This is a genomic window from Streptomyces sp. NPDC060049, from assembly GCF_042736715.1.
Classification (GTDB): domain Bacteria; phylum Actinomycetota; class Actinomycetes; order Streptomycetales; family Streptomycetaceae; genus Streptomyces.
The window spans coordinates 337056-353581 of the sequence record NZ_JBHWVV010000002.1; the positions used below are offsets into that span (position 1 = coordinate 337056).

The 16526-nt window shown below is 72.5% G+C and carries 13 protein-coding genes; 4 read left to right on the forward strand and 9 right to left on the reverse strand.

Annotated features, from left to right (window positions below):
* Window positions 1-54: 54 nt before the first annotated feature.
* On the forward strand, window positions 55-2382 hold the full coding sequence (locus tag ACFWBY_RS04300; protein WP_385329784.1) for a family 20 glycosylhydrolase: 2328 nt from the start codon (window positions 55-57) through the stop codon (window positions 2380-2382).
* A gap of 69 nt (window positions 2383-2451) precedes the next feature.
* On the opposite strand, the gene ACFWBY_RS04305 is transcribed toward ACFWBY_RS04300, so the two are convergent.
* The 3 genes from ACFWBY_RS04305 to ACFWBY_RS04315 form a co-directional block, all read right to left on the reverse strand.
* Window positions 2452-3168, reverse strand: coding sequence for a ribonuclease H (locus ACFWBY_RS04305; RefSeq protein ID WP_385329788.1), 717 nt, complete (start codon window positions 3166-3168; stop codon window positions 2452-2454).
* Window positions 3169-3404: 236 nt separating this feature from the next.
* The gene (locus tag ACFWBY_RS04310) at window positions 3405-3845 is read right to left on the reverse strand and encodes a hypothetical protein (protein WP_385329790.1); all 441 of its coding nucleotides are present in this window, start codon (window positions 3843-3845) and stop codon (window positions 3405-3407) included.
* A gap of 19 nt (window positions 3846-3864) precedes the next feature.
* A complete protein-coding gene (locus ACFWBY_RS04315) occupies window positions 3865-5322 on the reverse strand; it encodes a D-alanyl-D-alanine carboxypeptidase family protein (RefSeq protein ID WP_385329793.1) in 1458 nt (485 codons plus the stop codon).
* 212 nt (window positions 5323-5534) lie between these two features.
* On the opposite strand from ACFWBY_RS04315, the gene ACFWBY_RS04320 reads away from it, so the two are divergent.
* Window positions 5535-6266 (forward strand): N-acetylmuramoyl-L-alanine amidase, encoded by a 732-nt coding sequence (locus ACFWBY_RS04320; RefSeq protein WP_385329796.1) that lies wholly within the window; start codon window positions 5535-5537, stop codon window positions 6264-6266.
* Window positions 6267-6282: 16 nt separating this feature from the next.
* Window positions 6283-7098 (forward strand): hypothetical protein, encoded by an 816-nt coding sequence (locus ACFWBY_RS04325; protein ID WP_385329799.1) that lies wholly within the window; start codon window positions 6283-6285, stop codon window positions 7096-7098.
* 68 nt (window positions 7099-7166) lie between these two features.
* Here ACFWBY_RS04325 and ACFWBY_RS04330 read toward each other — a convergent pair whose 3' ends face one another.
* The 3 genes from ACFWBY_RS04330 to ACFWBY_RS04340 all read right to left on the reverse strand — a co-directional run bounded on the left by ACFWBY_RS04330 (window position 7167) and on the right by ACFWBY_RS04340 (window position 12731).
* Window positions 7167-8891: a chloride channel protein gene (locus ACFWBY_RS04330; RefSeq protein WP_385329802.1), complete on the reverse strand. Its 1725-nt coding sequence runs from the start codon at window positions 8889-8891 to the stop codon at window positions 7167-7169.
* A gap of 214 nt (window positions 8892-9105) precedes the next feature.
* Window positions 9106-10218 (reverse strand): alpha/beta hydrolase, encoded by a 1113-nt coding sequence (locus tag ACFWBY_RS04335; RefSeq protein ID WP_385329805.1) that lies wholly within the window; start codon window positions 10216-10218, stop codon window positions 9106-9108.
* Between the two features lie 53 nt (window positions 10219-10271).
* Window positions 10272-12731, reverse strand: coding sequence for a YfhO family protein (locus ACFWBY_RS04340; protein ID WP_385329808.1), 2460 nt, complete (start codon window positions 12729-12731; stop codon window positions 10272-10274).
* Between the two features lie 371 nt (window positions 12732-13102).
* Between ACFWBY_RS04340 and ACFWBY_RS04345 the strand changes: the two genes are divergently transcribed.
* On the forward strand, window positions 13103-13723 hold the full coding sequence (locus ACFWBY_RS04345; protein WP_385329812.1) for an L-threonylcarbamoyladenylate synthase: 621 nt from the start codon (window positions 13103-13105) through the stop codon (window positions 13721-13723).
* A gap of 152 nt (window positions 13724-13875) precedes the next feature.
* Here ACFWBY_RS04345 and ACFWBY_RS04350 read toward each other — a convergent pair whose 3' ends face one another.
* The 3 genes from ACFWBY_RS04350 to ACFWBY_RS04360 all read right to left on the reverse strand — a co-directional run bounded on the left by ACFWBY_RS04350 (window position 13876) and on the right by ACFWBY_RS04360 (window position 16364).
* Window positions 13876-14127 (reverse strand): hypothetical protein, encoded by a 252-nt coding sequence (locus tag ACFWBY_RS04350; RefSeq protein ID WP_385329814.1) that lies wholly within the window; start codon window positions 14125-14127, stop codon window positions 13876-13878.
* 146 nt (window positions 14128-14273) lie between these two features.
* Window positions 14274-15158 carry a hypothetical protein gene (locus tag ACFWBY_RS04355; RefSeq protein WP_385329817.1) on the reverse strand — a complete coding sequence of 295 codons (885 nt, stop codon included), beginning with the start codon at window positions 15156-15158 and terminating at the stop codon, window positions 14274-14276.
* A gap of 27 nt (window positions 15159-15185) precedes the next feature.
* On the reverse strand, window positions 15186-16364 hold the full coding sequence (locus tag ACFWBY_RS04360; protein ID WP_385329820.1) for an AI-2E family transporter: 1179 nt from the start codon (window positions 16362-16364) through the stop codon (window positions 15186-15188).
* Between the last annotated feature and the right edge of the window lie 162 nt (window positions 16365-16526).

Genomic DNA, 16526 nt, shown 5'->3' on the forward strand with positions numbered 1-16526 from the left:
GAGGGGGACGCCGCCGTGCACTCCCCCTCCTCTCACCACGCTTGGGGACTCGTCATGCGCCTGCTCGGATTCCTCACCGCCTCCGCCTTGGCGGTGGCCGCCCTCTCCCTGCCCGGTACCGGCGCCTCCGCCACGGCCGCCGGGCCCTTGCCGGCGGCCGCTGCCGCCGGAGCGCCGCAGACCGTGCCGGCTCTGCGGCAGTGGACGGCCGCCACCGGTACGTACGGCTTCACGAGCAGCAGCCGGATCGTCGTCGATCCGGCCTACACCACCCAACTCGCGGACGAGGCAGCCACGTTCGCCGAGGACCTGGGCGCACTGGCCGGGCGCACGGTGGCCGTGGCCACCGGGAGCGCCTCCCCGGGCGACATCCGCCTGAGCCTCGGCGACGCCTCGCTGCCCGCCGAGGGGTACCGGATGACCGTCGGGCAGTCCGTCTCCCTGCAGGCGGCCACGGACACCGGGGCGTTCAACGGCACCCGCACGGTACTGCAGTTGCTGCACCAGTCCGCTTCGGTGCCGGCCGGAACGGCGGTGGACTGGCCCACCAAGGCCGAGCGCGGGCTCATGATCGACCAGGGCCGGAAGTTCTTCACCGTGGACTGGGTCAAGCAGCACGTCAAGGAGCTCGCCTACCTCAAGCTGAACTACTTCCACTTCCACCTGTCGGACACCTTCGGCTTCCGGCTGGAGAGTGCGACGCATCCCGAGATCGTCTCCGCCGACCACTATTCGAAACAGGACATCGCCGACCTGGTCGCGCTGGGGCAGAAGTACCACGTCACGATCGTGCCGGAGATCGACACCCCCGGGCACATGAACCAGATCCTGGCCGCCCACCCCGAGCTCAAGCTCAAGAGCAGTTCGGGCGCGGTCAGTCCGGACTTCATCGACCTGTCCCTGCCCGGCTCTTACACCCTGGTCAAGGACCTGATCAACGAGTACCTGCCCCTGTTCCCGGCCCCGTACTGGCACATCGGCGCGGACGAGTACGTGACCGACTACAGCAAGTATCCGCAGCTGCTGAGCTACGCCCGCGCCCACTACGGCTCGAACGCCACGGCCAAGGACACGTACTACGGGTTCGTGAACTGGGCCGACGGCCTGGTCCGGGCCGGCGGCAAGACCACCCGGATGTGGAACGACGGCATCAAGGCGGGCGACGGGACCGTCACGCCGAACGCCGACATCCTCGTCGAGTACTGGTACAGCTACGGACTCACCCCGCAACAGCTGGTCGCGGCCGGCCACACGGTCGCCAACGAGTCTTGGACGCCCACCTATTACGTGCTCGGCGGCGCCAAGCCGGACACCAAGTGGATGTACGAGACCTGGACGCCGGACCGCTTCGAGGGCGGCGCGACCCTCACCGACACCTCGAAGAACCCCGGCTCGCTCATCCACGTGTGGTGCGACAACCCCAACGCCGAGACGGAGACTCAGATCGCCGCCGGCATCCAGAACCCGCTGCGCGGCTTGGCCCAACAGACCTGGGGCTCACCCAAGTTGGTCGCCGCCTACGCGGACTTCGCCACGATCGTGGCCTCGGTCGGCCACAACCCCGCCTGGCCGGGCCTCGCACAGCCGGGCAATCTCGCCCGCAACCGGCCCACCACCGCCTCCAGTACCGAGACCGCGAGCTTCCCCGCCGCGCGGGCCACCGACGGTGATCCCGGCACCCGCTGGTCGAGCTCGTACAGCGACCCGCAGTGGCTCCAGGTCGACCTCGGGTCGATCCAGGCCGTGAACCGCGTGGTCCTGCGGTGGGAGGCCGCATACGGCAAGGCCTTCCAGATCCAGCTGTCCGACGACAAGACCACCTGGCGCACCGCGTACTCGACCACGGCCGGCACGGGCGGGGTCCAGGACCTGACCGGGCTGTCCGGCTCGGGCCGCTACATCCGCTTGTACGCCACCCAGCGCGGCACCGCGTACGGCTACTCCTTGTACGAGTTCGAGGTGTACGGAGGCCAGTTGAGCGGGACCCGGACGCTCACCGCGGCCGGGAAGGCACTCGACGACCCGGCGAGCTCCAGCACCTCCGGAACCCAGCTGATCACCTGGACGCCCCACGGCGGCGCCAACCAGCAGTGGCGGCTCACCCTGAACACCGACGGCAGCTACACCATGGCCAACGGCTCGTCCAACCTTTGCGCGGACGTGGCGGGCGGCTCCACCGCCCCGGGCGCGGCGGTGGTCCAGGCCACCTGCGGCAGCGGTGACGGCCAGCGCTGGCTGATCACGGCGCTCGGCTCCGGTGACCACTCGGTGACCAACAAGAAGAGCGGCCTCCTCCTGACGACCGCGTCGGGCGCGGACGGCTCCCCCGCCACCCAGCAAACGGGCCCCGTCTCGGCCTACCAGCGCTGGCAGATCAGCTGACCCCTCCCCCGAACCCCGCCCGGCCGGGCCCCCTGCTCGGCCCCGACCCGGCACTCGGCCGGCTTCCGGCTATTCGGCGTCGGCGCAGCCCGGGTGTCCCCAGCGGGAACCGAGCTTGGTGATCTTCTCGCCCGCCGGGTACGGCTTGCCGCAGGGGCACGTTCCGGGGAACTTGGCCTTGATGGTCGCGCTCCCCCGCGCGGACCCGGTCTTGCGGGCGGGAGCGGCGCCGGTTCCCGCCGCCGTCGACCCGCGCCGGGCGGGCGCGGTACGGGCCGGCGTACTGCGCGCCGGCGCCGGGATCGGCATGGCCGCGTGCCCCAGCGCGGTTCCGGCCGGTTCCTGGCTGACGGCCGCGTCGCTGGCCGCCTGGTCGGCGATCGCGTTCAGGTGGTCGCCGTCCTCGCGGTGAGCGGGGACGTAGCGGAACTCCACGTCCCGTTCCACCAGCAGTGCGTCGATGCTCTCCACGAGCTCGCGGTTGGCCACCGGCTTGCCCGCCGCCGTCTTCCAGCCGTTGCGCTTCCAGGCCGGGAGCCACTGCGTCACGGCCTTCATGGCGTACTGGGAGTCCATCCGCACCTGCACGGCCGTACCGGGGGACACCGCCTCCAGCAGCCGCTGCAGCGCGGTCAGTTCCCCCACGTTGTTGGTGGCCCGACCGAGGGGTCCGGCCTCCCAGCGCTCGGGGTGCCCGTGGGCGTCGGCGATGACCCAGGCCCATGCGGCCGGCCCGGGATTTCCCTTGGCCGCCCCGTCACAGGCGGCGATGATGCGATCAGACATCCCCCGATCATGCCTCACCCGCGGCGGGTCCGGCGCCCACCGGCAGGGGCCGCCGGCGAAGCGGCCGCGGCGGGCGGCCGCCGCGCGGTCCCTCCGATCGCCGGCCGGTAGCCCCGAGAACGGGACTGGTTCGAGGCCCGCGAGGTCATTCCCGCGTGGAGCCGCTGGGCGGCCGCCCGACCGGCAATTCCTTAGCGGAGCCAACTCCAGGACCGGAGCCGGGACCGGAGCCGGGCTCAAGCTTCCGCACCGTCCGCGGCCCGGGCCGTCCGGGGTGCCAGCATGCTCCGGACCGCCCAACCCACCGCGAAGGCGCACAGCGCGGCGATCGGTACGGCGGTGAGGGCGACCATGCTCCACCTCTCCGCGTAGTGCAGGGCCCGGTCGGGCGTGGCGGTGAAGTTGGTCATCGGACCCCACGTGTAGTAGCCCCACACCATGATCAGCTGGGAGACCACCGCCCGCGCGACCGCGTGCGCGGCGGTGGGGGCGGTGGCCGCCACGGCGAAGACGAGCGCGGTGTAGGGGACGTAGCCGGAGGCGAAGCGGCCGGCGGCGGTCACGTCCAGTCCGTCGCCGTCACCGGCCACCGCGATGTACGCGGACAGAACGCCCGCGGCCAGGGCCACCACCGCGGTCCCCGCAGATCGGCGCAAGATTTCCGATGCCGTCGGCATGGTGTGCTGCTTCCTCTCGTCATCCGAGGCGCGTGAGCCTCGCGCCGAGGGACGGTTCGGAGAGGTCCGTCCCGAGCGCCGCTGGGACCCGCGGCGCACCGGGTCCGGTGCCGATGGTCAGTACGCCGACCTCGGTACCCGCCCGGCCCTGGCGCGCAATGCCCTTCTCGCCTACGGCCAGGCTCAGTTCGATCCTCTGTCCCGGCACGGCGACGGCGGCGGTGTCCCGGGTGGCCACCACCGGCGTGCGGGTGCCGAGCCCGTCGTCGACGTAGCCGAGGACCTGGCCCTTCTTGACCACGGTGGCGGAGGTCAGGGCCGCGCGGACGGCCTCGATGACCTTCTTGCTGTTGTCCTTCACCAGGATCAGGCTGTTGGAGCCGTTGGGGTCGGCGCCGGTCACGTGCTGGTCGAGCATCGTGCCGAGGATCAGCGGGGTCTTGTCGCCCACGGTCTTGTACGCCGCCCACATCAGCGCGCCGCCGGCCGGCGAGCTGGAGCCCGTCTTGATGCCCCTGACGCTGAGCGGGGAGACGAGGAGGTCGTCGTTGTTGTTGACGATCTGCCGAGGCAGGCCGGGGATGGTGGCGCTGGGCAGTTGGACGACGGCCCGGAAGGCGTCGAGCGCCATGACGGCCTCGGCCAGCCTCAGCTGATCGACGGCGGTGCTCACGGTCTTGGCGTCGAGCCCGCTCGGGTCGGTGTACGTGGTGGCCGTCATGCCGAGCGCCCGCGCCTCGGCGTTCATCTTCTCCACGAAGGCGGCCTCGGAGTCACTGCCGGTATCCCAACGGGCCAGCTGGCGGGCGATGTTGTTGCCCGAGGGGATCATCAGCATCTTGAGCATGTCCTGCTGGCTGAAGCGGGTTCCGGCCGTCAGCCCCTCGACGCGCGATTCGTTCTCCAAGGTGCCGTCCGCGACCGCCTTGGCGTCCAACTCGATGGACGGGCCGGCCTCGTCCTTCTTCAGCGGGTGCCCCTTGAGGATCACGTACGCCGTCATCACCTTGGCCACGCTGGCCGTCGGCACGGGCTTCTGCTCCCCGAAGGTCCCCACGTCGCCCGCGCCGCCCACGCGTACGGCGGCCTGGCCCTTCTCCGGCCAGGGCACGTCGAAGCGGCCGTCGAGGGTGAAGGCGGCAGGCGCGTCCCCCTGTACGAGGGCGGCAGCGGGCAGCGGCCTCAGCACTTGCACGACGGCGAGTGCGACGCCCAGCAGGAGGAGGACCGGCACCCAGATCCGGACCCGGCCGGCCACCGTCCGACGCGGTGTCTGCGGCGGGGGCGGGGGGTCGACCGCATCCGGGGTGTCCGGCGCGTTGACCGTGTCTGCCACAACCGACGCATCCGGCGCATCGACCGCATCCACCGCGTCCACCGGCCCGGCCGGCTCGGCGGGACCGTGCGCCGGCCCTTCCGCGTCCGGTTCCCGTCCCTCCGCTTCGGGGGCCGCGCCCTCCACCGGTACCGCAGTCATGCCGTACACCGCCTTGCTCGTGCCGTTCTGTATCGGGCGCCAGTCTCCGTGCCCCGTATGCGCGAGCGGTGAGCGCCGGATGACCAATTCGTCACAGTCGGAGGCGCTCACACGGTCATCAAACGGTCATCCAGCGCTCAAATTCCCATCATGAAGGCCCTGAAGACTCACTCTCCCTTTGCGAGGAACCTTCAGGAAGTCCGGTACCGCCGATGAACCACCGGAAGCCCGGCCCCCCGGCCGGCGGCAGGCGCCGCCTGCTCACCGGCGGCGGAGCCCTGCTCCTGGCCGCGGCCGCGGGCTCCCTGCTCTCCGCCCGGCCCGGCGGTCCCGACCCGCGGGTCGACGAACGCGGCGCCGGGGGACGGCCTCAGGCACCGACCTCCCCTTCCCCCGCCTCGGGATGGATGCCGGGAGTGAGCAGAAGGCCGTTGGAACGCAACTACGTGGCCGGCGAGCGCGACGCGCAGCGCGGGCTCGTCCTCCACGTCCAGGAGGGCGAGGGGTCCCTGTACGAGCGCTTCGGCACGCCCGGGCTCAAGGCCTCCGCCCATTTCTGGGTGTCCCGGGACGGGGAGACGGAACAGTACGTCTCCGTCCTCGACCGGGCCTGGGCGCAGGTGGAGGGCAACGGCGCGTGGGCCTCCGTCGAGACCTCCGGCTTCGCCACCCGGACGCTCACCGAAGCCCAGGTCGACGCGGTGGCCCGCATCTACGCCTGGGGCGCCGGCGCACACGGCTGGCCCGCGGCGCTGAGCGAGCGCCCGGACCAGCCGGGGCTGGGCACCCACTCCATGGGCGGGGCGTCGTGGGGGGCCCACGCCTGCCCCGGCACGCTCCGGGCCGGCCAGCGGACCGAGATCATCCGCCGGATGAAGGAACACCTTCCCGCATCGGATAGTGATGAGTCCGTGATCCCCGGGTCTTCAGCCCGGCCGCGGTGATCACTAGGGTTTCAACGTGTCGGAAAGCAATGAGATACCCGCAGGTCGGAACGGTCCGGACGAGGACGAATGGAACGCCTTCGTCCTGGCGCACGCCGCGGGGACGCCCTCCGCGGAGGCGTTCGCACCGAAGCGGGCGTGGCCCCGGGGCGTCCTGGCCGTCCTGTTGCTGGCGGGACTGGCCTTCGTGGCGCTGGAGTTCATCGGATCGCCGTTCGACGCCGGTGTGACCGCGCCGAGTTCCACGGAGGCGGAAGCGAAGGCGAAGGACCGATCGGGACCGGGAGCGGGACCGGCCGCGTCCTCAGCCCCGTCCGGCGAACGGCCGATGATCCCTCTCGCCGAAGCGTTCCCGGCCCAGGTTCCGGACGGAAAGGGCGGCACGTTCACCAAGGTGGGCGCGGTCGTCCTCAAGTCCTGCACCGAGCCCGACTCGGTCGGACCGGGCCTCGCGTCCGCCCTCGCCGACGGCGCGGGCTGCGTGGGCGAGCAGGTCGCGCTGTACAAGGACGCGCACGACAACCAGTACAACCTGGCCCTGTTCACGCTGAAGGACCCAGGGGACGCCGTGCGGCTGGTGACGCGGTTGTCGCTGGCGTTCGACGACTACCAGGTGGGCGCACAGGCCCCGCCGCGCGGGTCCGGCCTGAAGGTCCTGCCGGCCGACAGCGGGATGGTGCAGTCCTTCACGAGTCAGGGCCGGGTCATGGCCGTCGGACTGGGCCAGTGGTCGGACGGCCGGGTCGCCGACTACCAGAAGCTGGTCGACGGGCTGGCCCCGCTGCTGAAGGCGGTCTCGGACAGGGCGGCCCGCTACGAGACCGCGGGCTGACGTCCCCTCCGCGACCGGGGTGCCGGCTGACGTCCCCTCCGTGACCCGGGTGCCGGGCGTACCGCCGGTCAGGCGGCGGAGTGCAGGGCGGCGAGCGCCGAGCGGTGGGTGATCCAGCCCAGGAGGTGGCGCCCGTCCTCGTCCAGGACGGGGAGGCCGTCGCCCTCGCCCGCCGCGAGCAGCGGCAGCGCCTCCTCCAGGGACTGGTGGGCGAGCAGGGTGGGCGGGTGGTCCCGTACCGTCTCGACGGGTTCCTCCCCGGGCCGGCCCTCGTGCAGGGCCCGGGCGAGGGCGAGGGCGGCGACCGAGCCCGCGTAGCGGCCGCGCGCGTCGACGACGGGGAGGCGGCCCGCGTCCGCCTCGATCATCGCCGTGACCGCCGCGCGCAGGCCGGTGCCGGGTGCGAGCGGGGCGGGCGGCGGTCCCATCGCGGTCCGGACCTCGACGGCGGCCGGTCCGGTCAGGTCGAGGTCGACCCCGCGGCGCCGGAGCTTGGTCGTGTAGACGGTGTCGCGGCTGAGCACCTGGCTGATGCCGGTGGCGATGGCGACGGCCGCCATCAGCGGCAGGATGACGCCGTACTCGCCGGTCAGCTCGTAGATGATGACGACGGCGGTGATCGGCGCGCGGGCCGCTCCGGCGAAGACCGCCGCCATGCCGACGACGGCGTAGGTGGTGGCGGAGCCGGTCAGGCCGGGCAGGACGCGGTCCATGGTCTGGCCGTAGGCGCTGCCGAGCATCGAGCCGACGAACAGGGTCGGCGCGAAGACCCCGCCGGAACCGCCGATCCCGATGGTGACGCTGCACGCGAGGATCTTGCCGACGAGCAGCACCAGGAGGAACCCGACCGCGTACCCGCCCAGTGCGGCCTTGCCGAGCACCGGGTAGCCGACCCCGTACATCTCGGGCAGTGCGAGCAGGATCGCGCCCAGCAGGAAGCCACCGGCAGCGGGGCGCAGCCATTCCGGGCCGCGCCAGACCGCGTCGCAGAGGTCCTCGACCCCGTAGAGCACCTTGGTGAAGAGGACCCCGACGACGCCGGCGAGCGCGCCGAGCAGCACGAACAGGGCGTAGGAGGCCAGGTGTTCCACGCCCAGGGGCACGAGGTGCAGGAACCGTTCGTCGCCGAAGGCCTCGCGGCCGATCACGACCGCGGTGACCGAGGAGACGGCCACGAAGGCGAAGCCGCGGGCGGTGAAGTCGCGCAGGATCAGTTCCATCGCGAAGAAGACTCCGGCCAGGGGCGCGTTGAAGGTCGCCGCGATGCCGCCGGCGGCGCCGCAGGCGACCAGCAGCCGCATCCGCTCCTCGCCCATGCGCAGGATCGATGCGGCGCCGGACCCGAGGGCGGACCCGATCTGCACGATGGGGCCCTCGCGGCCCACCGAACCGCCGCCGCCGATGCACAGCGCCGACGCGAGGGACTTCACCACGGCGACCCGTGCCGGGATCCGGCCGCCCTTGCGGGCGACCGCGTACATCACTTCGGGGACGCCGTGGCCGCGCGCCTCCTTGGCGTAGCGGTAGACGAGGGGCCCGTAGAGGGCGCCCGCGACGACGGGGGCGAACAGGACGAAGTACGGTCCGAGCCAGGGCACGTACGGGTTGTCGGCGTGGCCGGCCGTGGAGTAGTCGTCGTGTCCGGACAGGATCCGGGTGAAGACCTCGACGAGCCAGCGGAAGACCACGGCTCCCAGCCCGGCTCCGGCGCCGACCAGTACGGCGGGCAGCAGCATGGCGGGCTGGGCCCGGCGTGTTCCGGCCCGTAGGCCTTGCGCCGCGAACGGCCTCATGTGCACTCCTCGGGCGGGCGCCGCGCCGATCGCGTCTTCCGGCCCCTGACCGCGATCCCCCGGACGGTCCCATCCAACGGTCCGCGTCCCGCCGGGGCCCGCAGGCGGGCCGTCGCTCCCTCCGTTCGGCGTAGCCGGGGTCCGGGCGGCGGGCCCCACGCCGGCCGCGCTCACCCGCGTGCGCGACCGGTCCGTCCGAGGGGTGTGATCCCCGCTATCCGGCGGCGAGGCGCCCGCTGAGCCACTCCAGCGCCGGGGGGATCTCGCGGTTCCACGTGTTGAAGCTGTGCCCGCCGTGGTCGAGGGTGATCGAGGAGACCCGGGCGGGGCTCTTCACCTTCGCGATGAAGTCCAGCGTCGGGCGGTAGTTGCTCTCGCCCTGCAGCGAGGTGGTGACGAGGAAGGAGGTGTTCCCCTGCGGGAGGTGGTCCAGGCTCCACAGCAGGTCGGAGCGCTTCTTCTCCTCCTCGTCGCCGCGGTAGAGGTCTCCGGAGTCCTCGTCGATCTCGGGCGCGTAGTCCGCGGACAGGCCCACGCCCGCCGCGTAGGTCTCCGGGTGCTGCAGGGCGATCTTCAGCGCGCAGTAGCCGCCGGTGGAGTCGCCCATGATGCCCATGCCGCGGGGCGATTTCCCGATGCGGTAGGCGCCGGACAGGGCCTCCGGGAGGTCGGCCCCGAAGAAGGTCTCGGTCTGCGGCCCGCCCGGTATGTCGACGCACTGGGTGTTGACCGGCGGCGCGACGGTGGGCCGCATCAGCACCAGGATCATCGGGTTCATCTTCTTCTGCTTGACCAGGTTCAGCGCGGTCTTCGGGTAGGGCAGCGGCTTGAGCAGGTTCTCCGCCGTGCCGGGGAAGCCGGTGAGGACGACGGCGGCGGGGAAGACCCGGTTCTCGTTGCCCTTGTGGAAGTACTCCGGCGGCAGGTAGACGTAGGCCGGAGTGGCGATCTTGGAGCGCTCCCCTTGGATCATGACCTTCTCGATCTCCCCGCCCAGGTGTCTGCTCTCGCCGCCCGGCACCCACGGCTTCTGCCGGCCGGTCACCTTCAGCGCGGAAGTGCCGCCCGTGTCCTGCCCGCTGACGGTGGGCGCCTTCTCCCGTCCGGCCAGCTCGGCCCAGGACCCGTAGATCAGGAAGCTTCGGTTCGCCGCGAGGCCGACGGCGCAGAGGGTCAGCACCTGGAGGGCGAGGACCAGGCCGATCCGGCCCAGGACCGGCCGCCATCCCTGCCGCGCGAGCCGCGGCCACAGCCGTACGGATGCCGCGAACAGCGCGGCCGCGGCGAGGAGGGCCGTCACGAAGAGCGAGTTGCTTGTCAGAGTCACGTGGAACTAGACAGGCCTGCGAGACGATCCGTTGCCTGCCGAGGCGCAAATGATCACGGCTCGCGGCGCCGCCGCCACGCCGTCGCGGCGAGGACGCCCCCGATGAGCAGGGTGCCCGCACCCGTGCCGGCCAGGCCGGCGCCCAGTCCCTCGGGGAGGTACGAGCAGGAGAGCCGCTCGGCGCCCGAGGCGCCCAACGGGACGCCCATCAGGCCCTGGTACGAGACCGGGGCGCGGGCCGGGCCCCCGTCGACGGAGCAGGTCCAGCCGGGGGACGCGGTGGTGGCGAGCACCGCCGTGCCCTTCGAGGCCTTGGGGAGCCGTGCCTCGACGGTGTGGCCGCCGGCGGTGACGGCCGTGGCTCCGGTGGCCTTCAGACGGGTCACGGCCGCGTCGAAGGCGGCCGGGTCCAGGCAGCCGAGCGCGTCGGGCGGCAGGAGCTGGCCGTCCTTCGGGGCGCGGACGGAGAACTCGAAGCGGCCGTCGGGCGGGACCGTGCCCAGTTCCTTGAGCGGTGCGCTGACGGCGGGCGGCTTGCCGAAGAAGTTCTCGCGGTGGCCGGTTCCGCGGACCTGGACGGTGGCGTACAGGTCGGGCGCGTACAGGAAGGCCCGCTCCCCCGGGGCGCACCGCGACGAGAAGGCGGTCCAGTGCTCCTCGGCCTCGCCGTCCGCCCTGGGCAGGGCGAACCCCCTCCCGGTGTCGGGCGCGGCCGGCCCTCCGGTGCGCGAGAGCGGGGGCACGGTGTACACCCTGGCGCCGAGGGCGGCGTGGCGCCGGGCCCAGACCGAGCCCTCGGGGGCCCCGTACGCCTGGTCGCTGCCGGGCGGGCGGAGGGTGACGAGCGGCGGGGCGGGCACGGTGCGGGCGGTGACGCCGTTCTCGCCGGCCGGTTCCAGGACGGTGCCGACACCGAGCAGGGCCCGCAGGACCGGGTCGTGGGCGGGCCACAGGTGGCGGCCGCCCATCGCCTGGCCGAGGCCGAGGCCGCGTAGTCCGCGGGCGGTTTCCACGCTCACGTAGCTGCTGTAGTAGGCGCCGCCCTGGCCGCCGACGAGCATCGCGTCGTTGTTGGTGACGAAGACCTCGGGTCCCGCGTCGGAGCGGGTGGCGGGCCAGTCCTCGCGATCCCGCAGGGTGCGGTGCGCGTCCGCGCCGAGCGTGGTCATCGTCTGCGGGCGGACGGGGCCGCGCCGGCGGGGGTCGTCGACGACGGCGTTGCCGTAGACGGCGTAGGTGGTGCCGGCGAAGACCGAGACGGCCAGCAGCACCATGACGCCCATGCGTGCGGGGCGGCGCAGGCCCCGCGCGTAGACGAGGAGCAGGGCCGTGGTGACGGCGCCGCCGGCCAGGACTCCGGTCAGGGCGTACCGGTTGACCGGCGGGAGGTCGTACGTCACCGCGACGAGCAGGGCCAGCAGGGCCGCCCCGCCGAGCAGGGCGCGGGGCCGGGGCATGTGGGCGAGGCAGATCCAGGCGGCCATCGCGAGCATGCCGCTGAGGACGAAGGACTCGCGGAAGGGGGCGCCGTGCGGGAGGGCCCCGCCCTGCCAGAGCTTGGCCGTGGGCGTGAGGACGAAGGTCACCGCGGTGAGGAGCAGGAGTGCGAACCAGGCGGCGCGTTCGCGGACGCGGACCTTCGACTGGAAGGGCAGGGTCAGCACGAGGAGGAGGACGAGCACGCCGGCGTAGATGTTGGGCGCGGGGAGGCCGGGGTGGGTGCCCGGTATGAGCATCGAGAGGTAGGTCAGCGGATCGGTGCTCACGCTGACGACGTACAGCTCGGTGGGCTGGGACCGCTGGTTGGCCCGGGCGCAGACCAGGACGGCCGGTGCGGCGAGCAGCAGTCCGGTGCCGGTCATGGTGGCGGCCCGCCACAGTGCGCGTCCCCGGGTGCGCCAGTCGGTGTCGGCGAGCAGGAGCCGTACGAGGAAGACGAGCGCGGTGGCGAGGGTGGCCATGGCGGCGGTGTAGAAGTTGGCGAACCAGCAGAGGGCGACGAGGAGGCTGCCGAGGACCCAGTGGCGGCCGGTCAGGCACCAGTCGGCGGCTATGCCCAGCATGGGTACGGCGACCAGGCCCCAGGTCCACATCGGGACGACGGTGCCCTCGGCGACTCCCCAGCCGCAGACGGCGTAGCCGACGGAGAGCAGGGCGCGCAGCCAGGGCGAGCCGGGGCGGAGCCGGCCGAGGAAGACGGTCATCAGGGCGGCGGCGAGGCCCATGCTGAAGAGGCTGACGAGGTAGACGGAGAACTCGGCGTGCCCGCGGGGCAGGGCGCCGGCCAGCCAGGAGAACGGATTGGTGAGATAGGTGAAGAAGTCTCCGAGGAATCCGACCCCGTAGCCGCTCTGCCAGTTGAAGAGCAGGTCGCCCTGGGCCTTTCCGTGCTGGAGGTCCCACAGGTGCGCGTGGAAGGGTACGTATTGGTGGCGGAGGTCGTTGTCGGCGCGCGGTATCGCGCCGAAGGGATACACGCCGTGCGCGGCGAGGCCGGCGCTGTAGGCGGTCATGGATATGAATGCGGCCACGAGAGCGGAAAGGAATCCTAGATTCCGTTTCACCCCGCCGACCTGGGCTTCAGCCCCTCTTCGGACTCCCGTGGGGAGGGGGCTTTCGGCAGGCGGGAGAGACGTGGCGGTCATGTATGGGAAACCCTCGTGCGTGATTCATCGGCCACGGACAGGCCGCCGATTCCCGCACCCTATGTACACCGCCGAACAATAAGCGCACCCGACCCAAAGAATATGATCGCAATCACGAACGCGTGCAGCATAAATTGCCACATAAAATGGACAATCAGCCACTTATCCGTTCGGGTCCGGTCGACCGCCGGCCGACGGCGCGTCCCGTACCGGAACCCCGGATCCCGTAGGCTCGGTGGATGGCAAAGTACTTCGACGTACACCCCGAGAACCCCCAGCCCCGCACCATCGGCAGCATCGCCGACAGCATCCGCTCCGGCGGGCTCGTCGCCTATCCGACGGACTCCTGCTACGCGCTGGGCTGCAAGATGGGCAACCGTGAGGGTGTCGACCGCATCCGGTCGATCCGGCGGCTCGACGACCGGCACCACTTCACCTTGGTGTGCGAGAACTTCGCGCAGCTCGGCCAGTTCGTGATCGTCGACAACGACGTCTTCCGCGCGATCAAGGCGTCCACCCCCGGCAGTTACACCTTCATCCTCCCGGCGACGAAGGAAGTTCCGCGCCAGCTCCAGCACCCGAAGAAGAAGACGGTCGGCGTGCGCATCCCCGACCACGTCGTGGTCCAGGCCCTGCTGGCCGAGCTCGGCGAGCCGCTGCTGTCCAGCACGCTGCTGCTGCCGGACGAGAGCGAGCCGATGACGCAGGGCTGGGAGATCAAGGACCGGCTCGACCACGTCGTGGACATGGTGGTCGACTCCGGCGAATGCGGAACGCTGCCGACCACGGTCATCGACTTCTCCAGCGGCGAGGCCGAGATCGTCCGGCGGGGCGCGGGCGACACCAGCCGTTTCGAGTAGCGGCGGGCGGGCCGGCGCAGCCGGCTCAGGTCACATCGGACCGGGCCGGGCGTGTCCGGTCCGGTCGGGCGCCGCCGCTCCGGTCGGGTCCGTGGGGTCCGGTCGTGCCTGTCGGGGCCGGCGCTCCGGTCGCGGGTCCGGTCTCCGGTCCGTCAGGTGCCCTGGCGCAGGACGGGCTTGAGGCCGTAGTCGAGTTCGGAGCCGTCCACGAGGATGGCTTGCACCGTTCGGGTGACGGGGTCGATGTCGGCCACCATCCCGTCCCCCGCGTAGCGCGGGTAGCCGGAGGCGCCGTTCTGGCCGGTCGGCGCGACGACGGCCGAGCGGACGGCGTCGTCGTCGGATCCGTCCACCACGTGCTCGGGTACCAGTAGGACCTCGAATGTGCGCGGTTCGGTGCTCATCCCCCGACGCTAACCGCCTCCCGCGGATCACGCTGGCCGGCGTAGCCGTCGGCGCACCGTGCACATCGGCCGTCTCCCGGCGGCGGCGGTTGTCTTCAGCCGTTCCGCACCGTCCCAGCGGTTCTCGTCAGCCGTTGCGCCCCGTCCTAGGAGCGGTGCGGGCCGCCCTCGTGCCCGCCCTCGTCGCGCGGGGCGGAGGGGTGGCGCAGCAGGCCGCGGGCCCAGCGTTCGTTGAGGCCCGCCAGGAAGCCGACGGCGCCCCAGAAGAACCACGCCTTGACCAGGGCTTCGTGCCCGGCGGCGGTCAGCGGTCCCGGTCCGCACAGTTCGGACGGGGTGAGCGGCGGGGTGAGGACGGTGAGGACGCCGCCGCTGACGAGGAGGAAGAGCGAGGTGGCCAGGAACCACCCCACCACCACGCGGTACCAGCCCTCTTGGCGCAGCGCCTGGGACAGCTGGACCGGATCGGCGTCCAGGGTGCCCTGCCCCGCCCGGGACCGGATGAGCCGGTGGGGGTCGCGCAGTCGGATGATCACGCTGAAGACGGCGCCCAGCGCGCCGCCCGCGAAGCACACCAGGGCGTGGACGAGGGCCAGCCGCTCCTGGCAGCCGAAGTCGACGCCGAAGAGGCCGGGCAGCCACGCCCCCAGGGCGAAGACCACGACCAGTACCACCGGGCTGACCACGACCCCGCAGGTCAGGCCGATGTTGAGGCCCCGCGCCCCGGCGGTCGCCGTGTCGGCCTCCAGCCGGGACCCGGCGAGTGCGACCGCCGAGTCCAGCCGGGCCACGTCGGCGCCCCGGGCGACGGCGCGCAGGGCACGGAGCAGGTCCTCGGCGGCGGCGGCCCGCGTACGGCGTTCGAAGGCCCGCTGCGAAGCCGCGTAGAGCCGGTCGAGGCGCAGCATCAGCTCCGGTTCGGCGCACCACAGTTCGCGCAGCCGCTCCGGTTCGATGCCGGGCACGTCCTCCAGTGCCCGTATCTCTCCGTCGGCCGCGCCCAGGAACCACTCGCGTATCCCGCGCCGCATCCCGTCCCCCTCTTTCGCAGAGCAGTTCTACCCTGCCCCGGCACGGGACGGTACCCGGACCCCTCCACCGGTGCGCAGGCACTGGCGGACCGACCAGGCGACCGAGACCACGGGAACGGCCACCACGGCGCCGGCGATCCCGGCGGCGATGGCTCCCGCCACCACGGACAGGGCCACCACCATGGGGTGCAGCCGGACGGCCCAGCTCATCACCAAGGGGTGCAGGAGGTGCCCTTCGATCTGGCCGATGACCACGATGAGCGCGACCACCAGGGCCGCGACCAGCGGCCCCTGGGTGGCGAGGGCGACGACCGCGGCGACGCCGAGGGCCACCGGGGAGCCGATGAGCGGGACGAACGCGGCGACGAACTCCAGCAGCGCGAGCGGGACGGCCAGCGGAACGCCGAGGCAGAACAGCGCGATGCCCACCAGGAGGGCATTGGTCGCGGCCACGAGCACGATGCCGCGGGTGTAGCCGGTGAAGGTCCGCCACGCCGCGCTCCCGGCCACGGCCACCCGCTCCCGCGCGCCCTGCGGGAGCTGCCCGCAGAACCAGCTCCAGTGCCGGTCGCCGGAGTGGATGAAGAAGACCGAGCAGAACAGTGCGAGGGCCGCCACGGTCAGCACCGACACGGCGCGTCCCGCCCCGCTGAGCGCCGTGCTCAGCAGGGTCGAGCGATGGCTGGAGAGGTAGGTACCGATCCGGGACTGGAGGTCTTCGAGCAGGTGGGAGTCCATCCGGAAGGGCGGGCCGCTGAGCCAGTCCTGGATCCGCTCCAGGCCGTCCTTGAACTCCCTCACCAGCGCGGGCCACTCCCCCGCCACCGCCTCACCGACGAGCGCGAGAGTGCCGAGCACCAGCACCACGCTGACGAACAGCGCGCAGCCCACGGCCGGCGTCCGGGGCATCACCCGGGCCAGGAGGTCGGCCGGCGGCCGCAGCATCGCGGCCACGACCAGCGCCAGGAAGAGGGCCAGGGCGATCTCGTGGAACCGTCCGAGGACGGCGAACACGGCGTACGCCGCCGCGCCGACGACCAGGAGCCGCCAGGCGTGGGCGGCCGCCGTCCGCAGGCCGGGGGACACCTTCGCGCCGTCGTCCCCCGCCCCGCCGCCCGCACCGGCGCGGGGGACGACGCGCGGGCCCGCCTGGCGCGGCCGACCTGTCGGACGGCGTACCGGCCGCGTCGCGCGTAGCCTGGTCATGTACGGCCGCACCTCCGGGGTGTGTTGGTCCCCTCGGGCTATCACCCCGGCGGCGGCCGCCCTGCGCGGCGCGCAGCGCGTTCGCCCGAAGGTCTCACCCGCGCTGGGCCAAGGAGCCGCGACTGTTGCCCCTCCCCCGATGATTTCGCTGGTCACGGGCGG

What these genes read in the sequence shown, in the direction of transcription:
- ACFWBY_RS04340 (WP_385329808.1), bottom strand. Translation starts at nt 12,731, where the DNA reads ATGACCGCCTACAGCGCCGGCCTCGCCGCGCACGGCGTGTATCCCTTC.
- ACFWBY_RS04315 (WP_385329793.1), bottom strand. Translation starts at nt 5,322, where the DNA reads ATGACTGCGGTACCGGTGGAGGGCGCGGCCCCCGAAGCGGAGGGACGG.
- ACFWBY_RS04305 (WP_385329788.1), bottom strand. Translation starts at nt 3,168, where the DNA reads ATGTCTGATCGCATCATCGCCGCCTGTGACGGGGCGGCCAAGGGAAAT.
- ACFWBY_RS04310 (WP_385329790.1), bottom strand. Translation starts at nt 3,845, where the DNA reads ATGCCGACGGCATCGGAAATCTTGCGCCGATCTGCGGGGACCGCGGTG.
- ACFWBY_RS04330 (WP_385329802.1), bottom strand. Translation starts at nt 8,891, where the DNA reads ATGAGGCCGTTCGCGGCGCAAGGCCTACGGGCCGGAACACGCCGGGCC.
- ACFWBY_RS04320 (WP_385329796.1), top strand. Translation starts at nt 5,535, where the DNA reads ATGAACCACCGGAAGCCCGGCCCCCCGGCCGGCGGCAGGCGCCGCCTG.
- ACFWBY_RS04350 (WP_385329814.1), bottom strand. Translation starts at nt 14,127, where the DNA reads ATGAGCACCGAACCGCGCACATTCGAGGTCCTACTGGTACCCGAGCAC.
- ACFWBY_RS04360 (WP_385329820.1), bottom strand. Translation starts at nt 16,364, where the DNA reads ATGACCAGGCTACGCGCGACGCGGCCGGTACGCCGTCCGACAGGTCGG.
- ACFWBY_RS04345 (WP_385329812.1), top strand. Translation starts at nt 13,103, where the DNA reads ATGGCAAAGTACTTCGACGTACACCCCGAGAACCCCCAGCCCCGCACC.
- ACFWBY_RS04300 (WP_385329784.1), top strand. Translation starts at nt 55, where the DNA reads ATGCGCCTGCTCGGATTCCTCACCGCCTCCGCCTTGGCGGTGGCCGCC.
- ACFWBY_RS04355 (WP_385329817.1), bottom strand. Translation starts at nt 15,158, where the DNA reads ATGCGGCGCGGGATACGCGAGTGGTTCCTGGGCGCGGCCGACGGAGAG.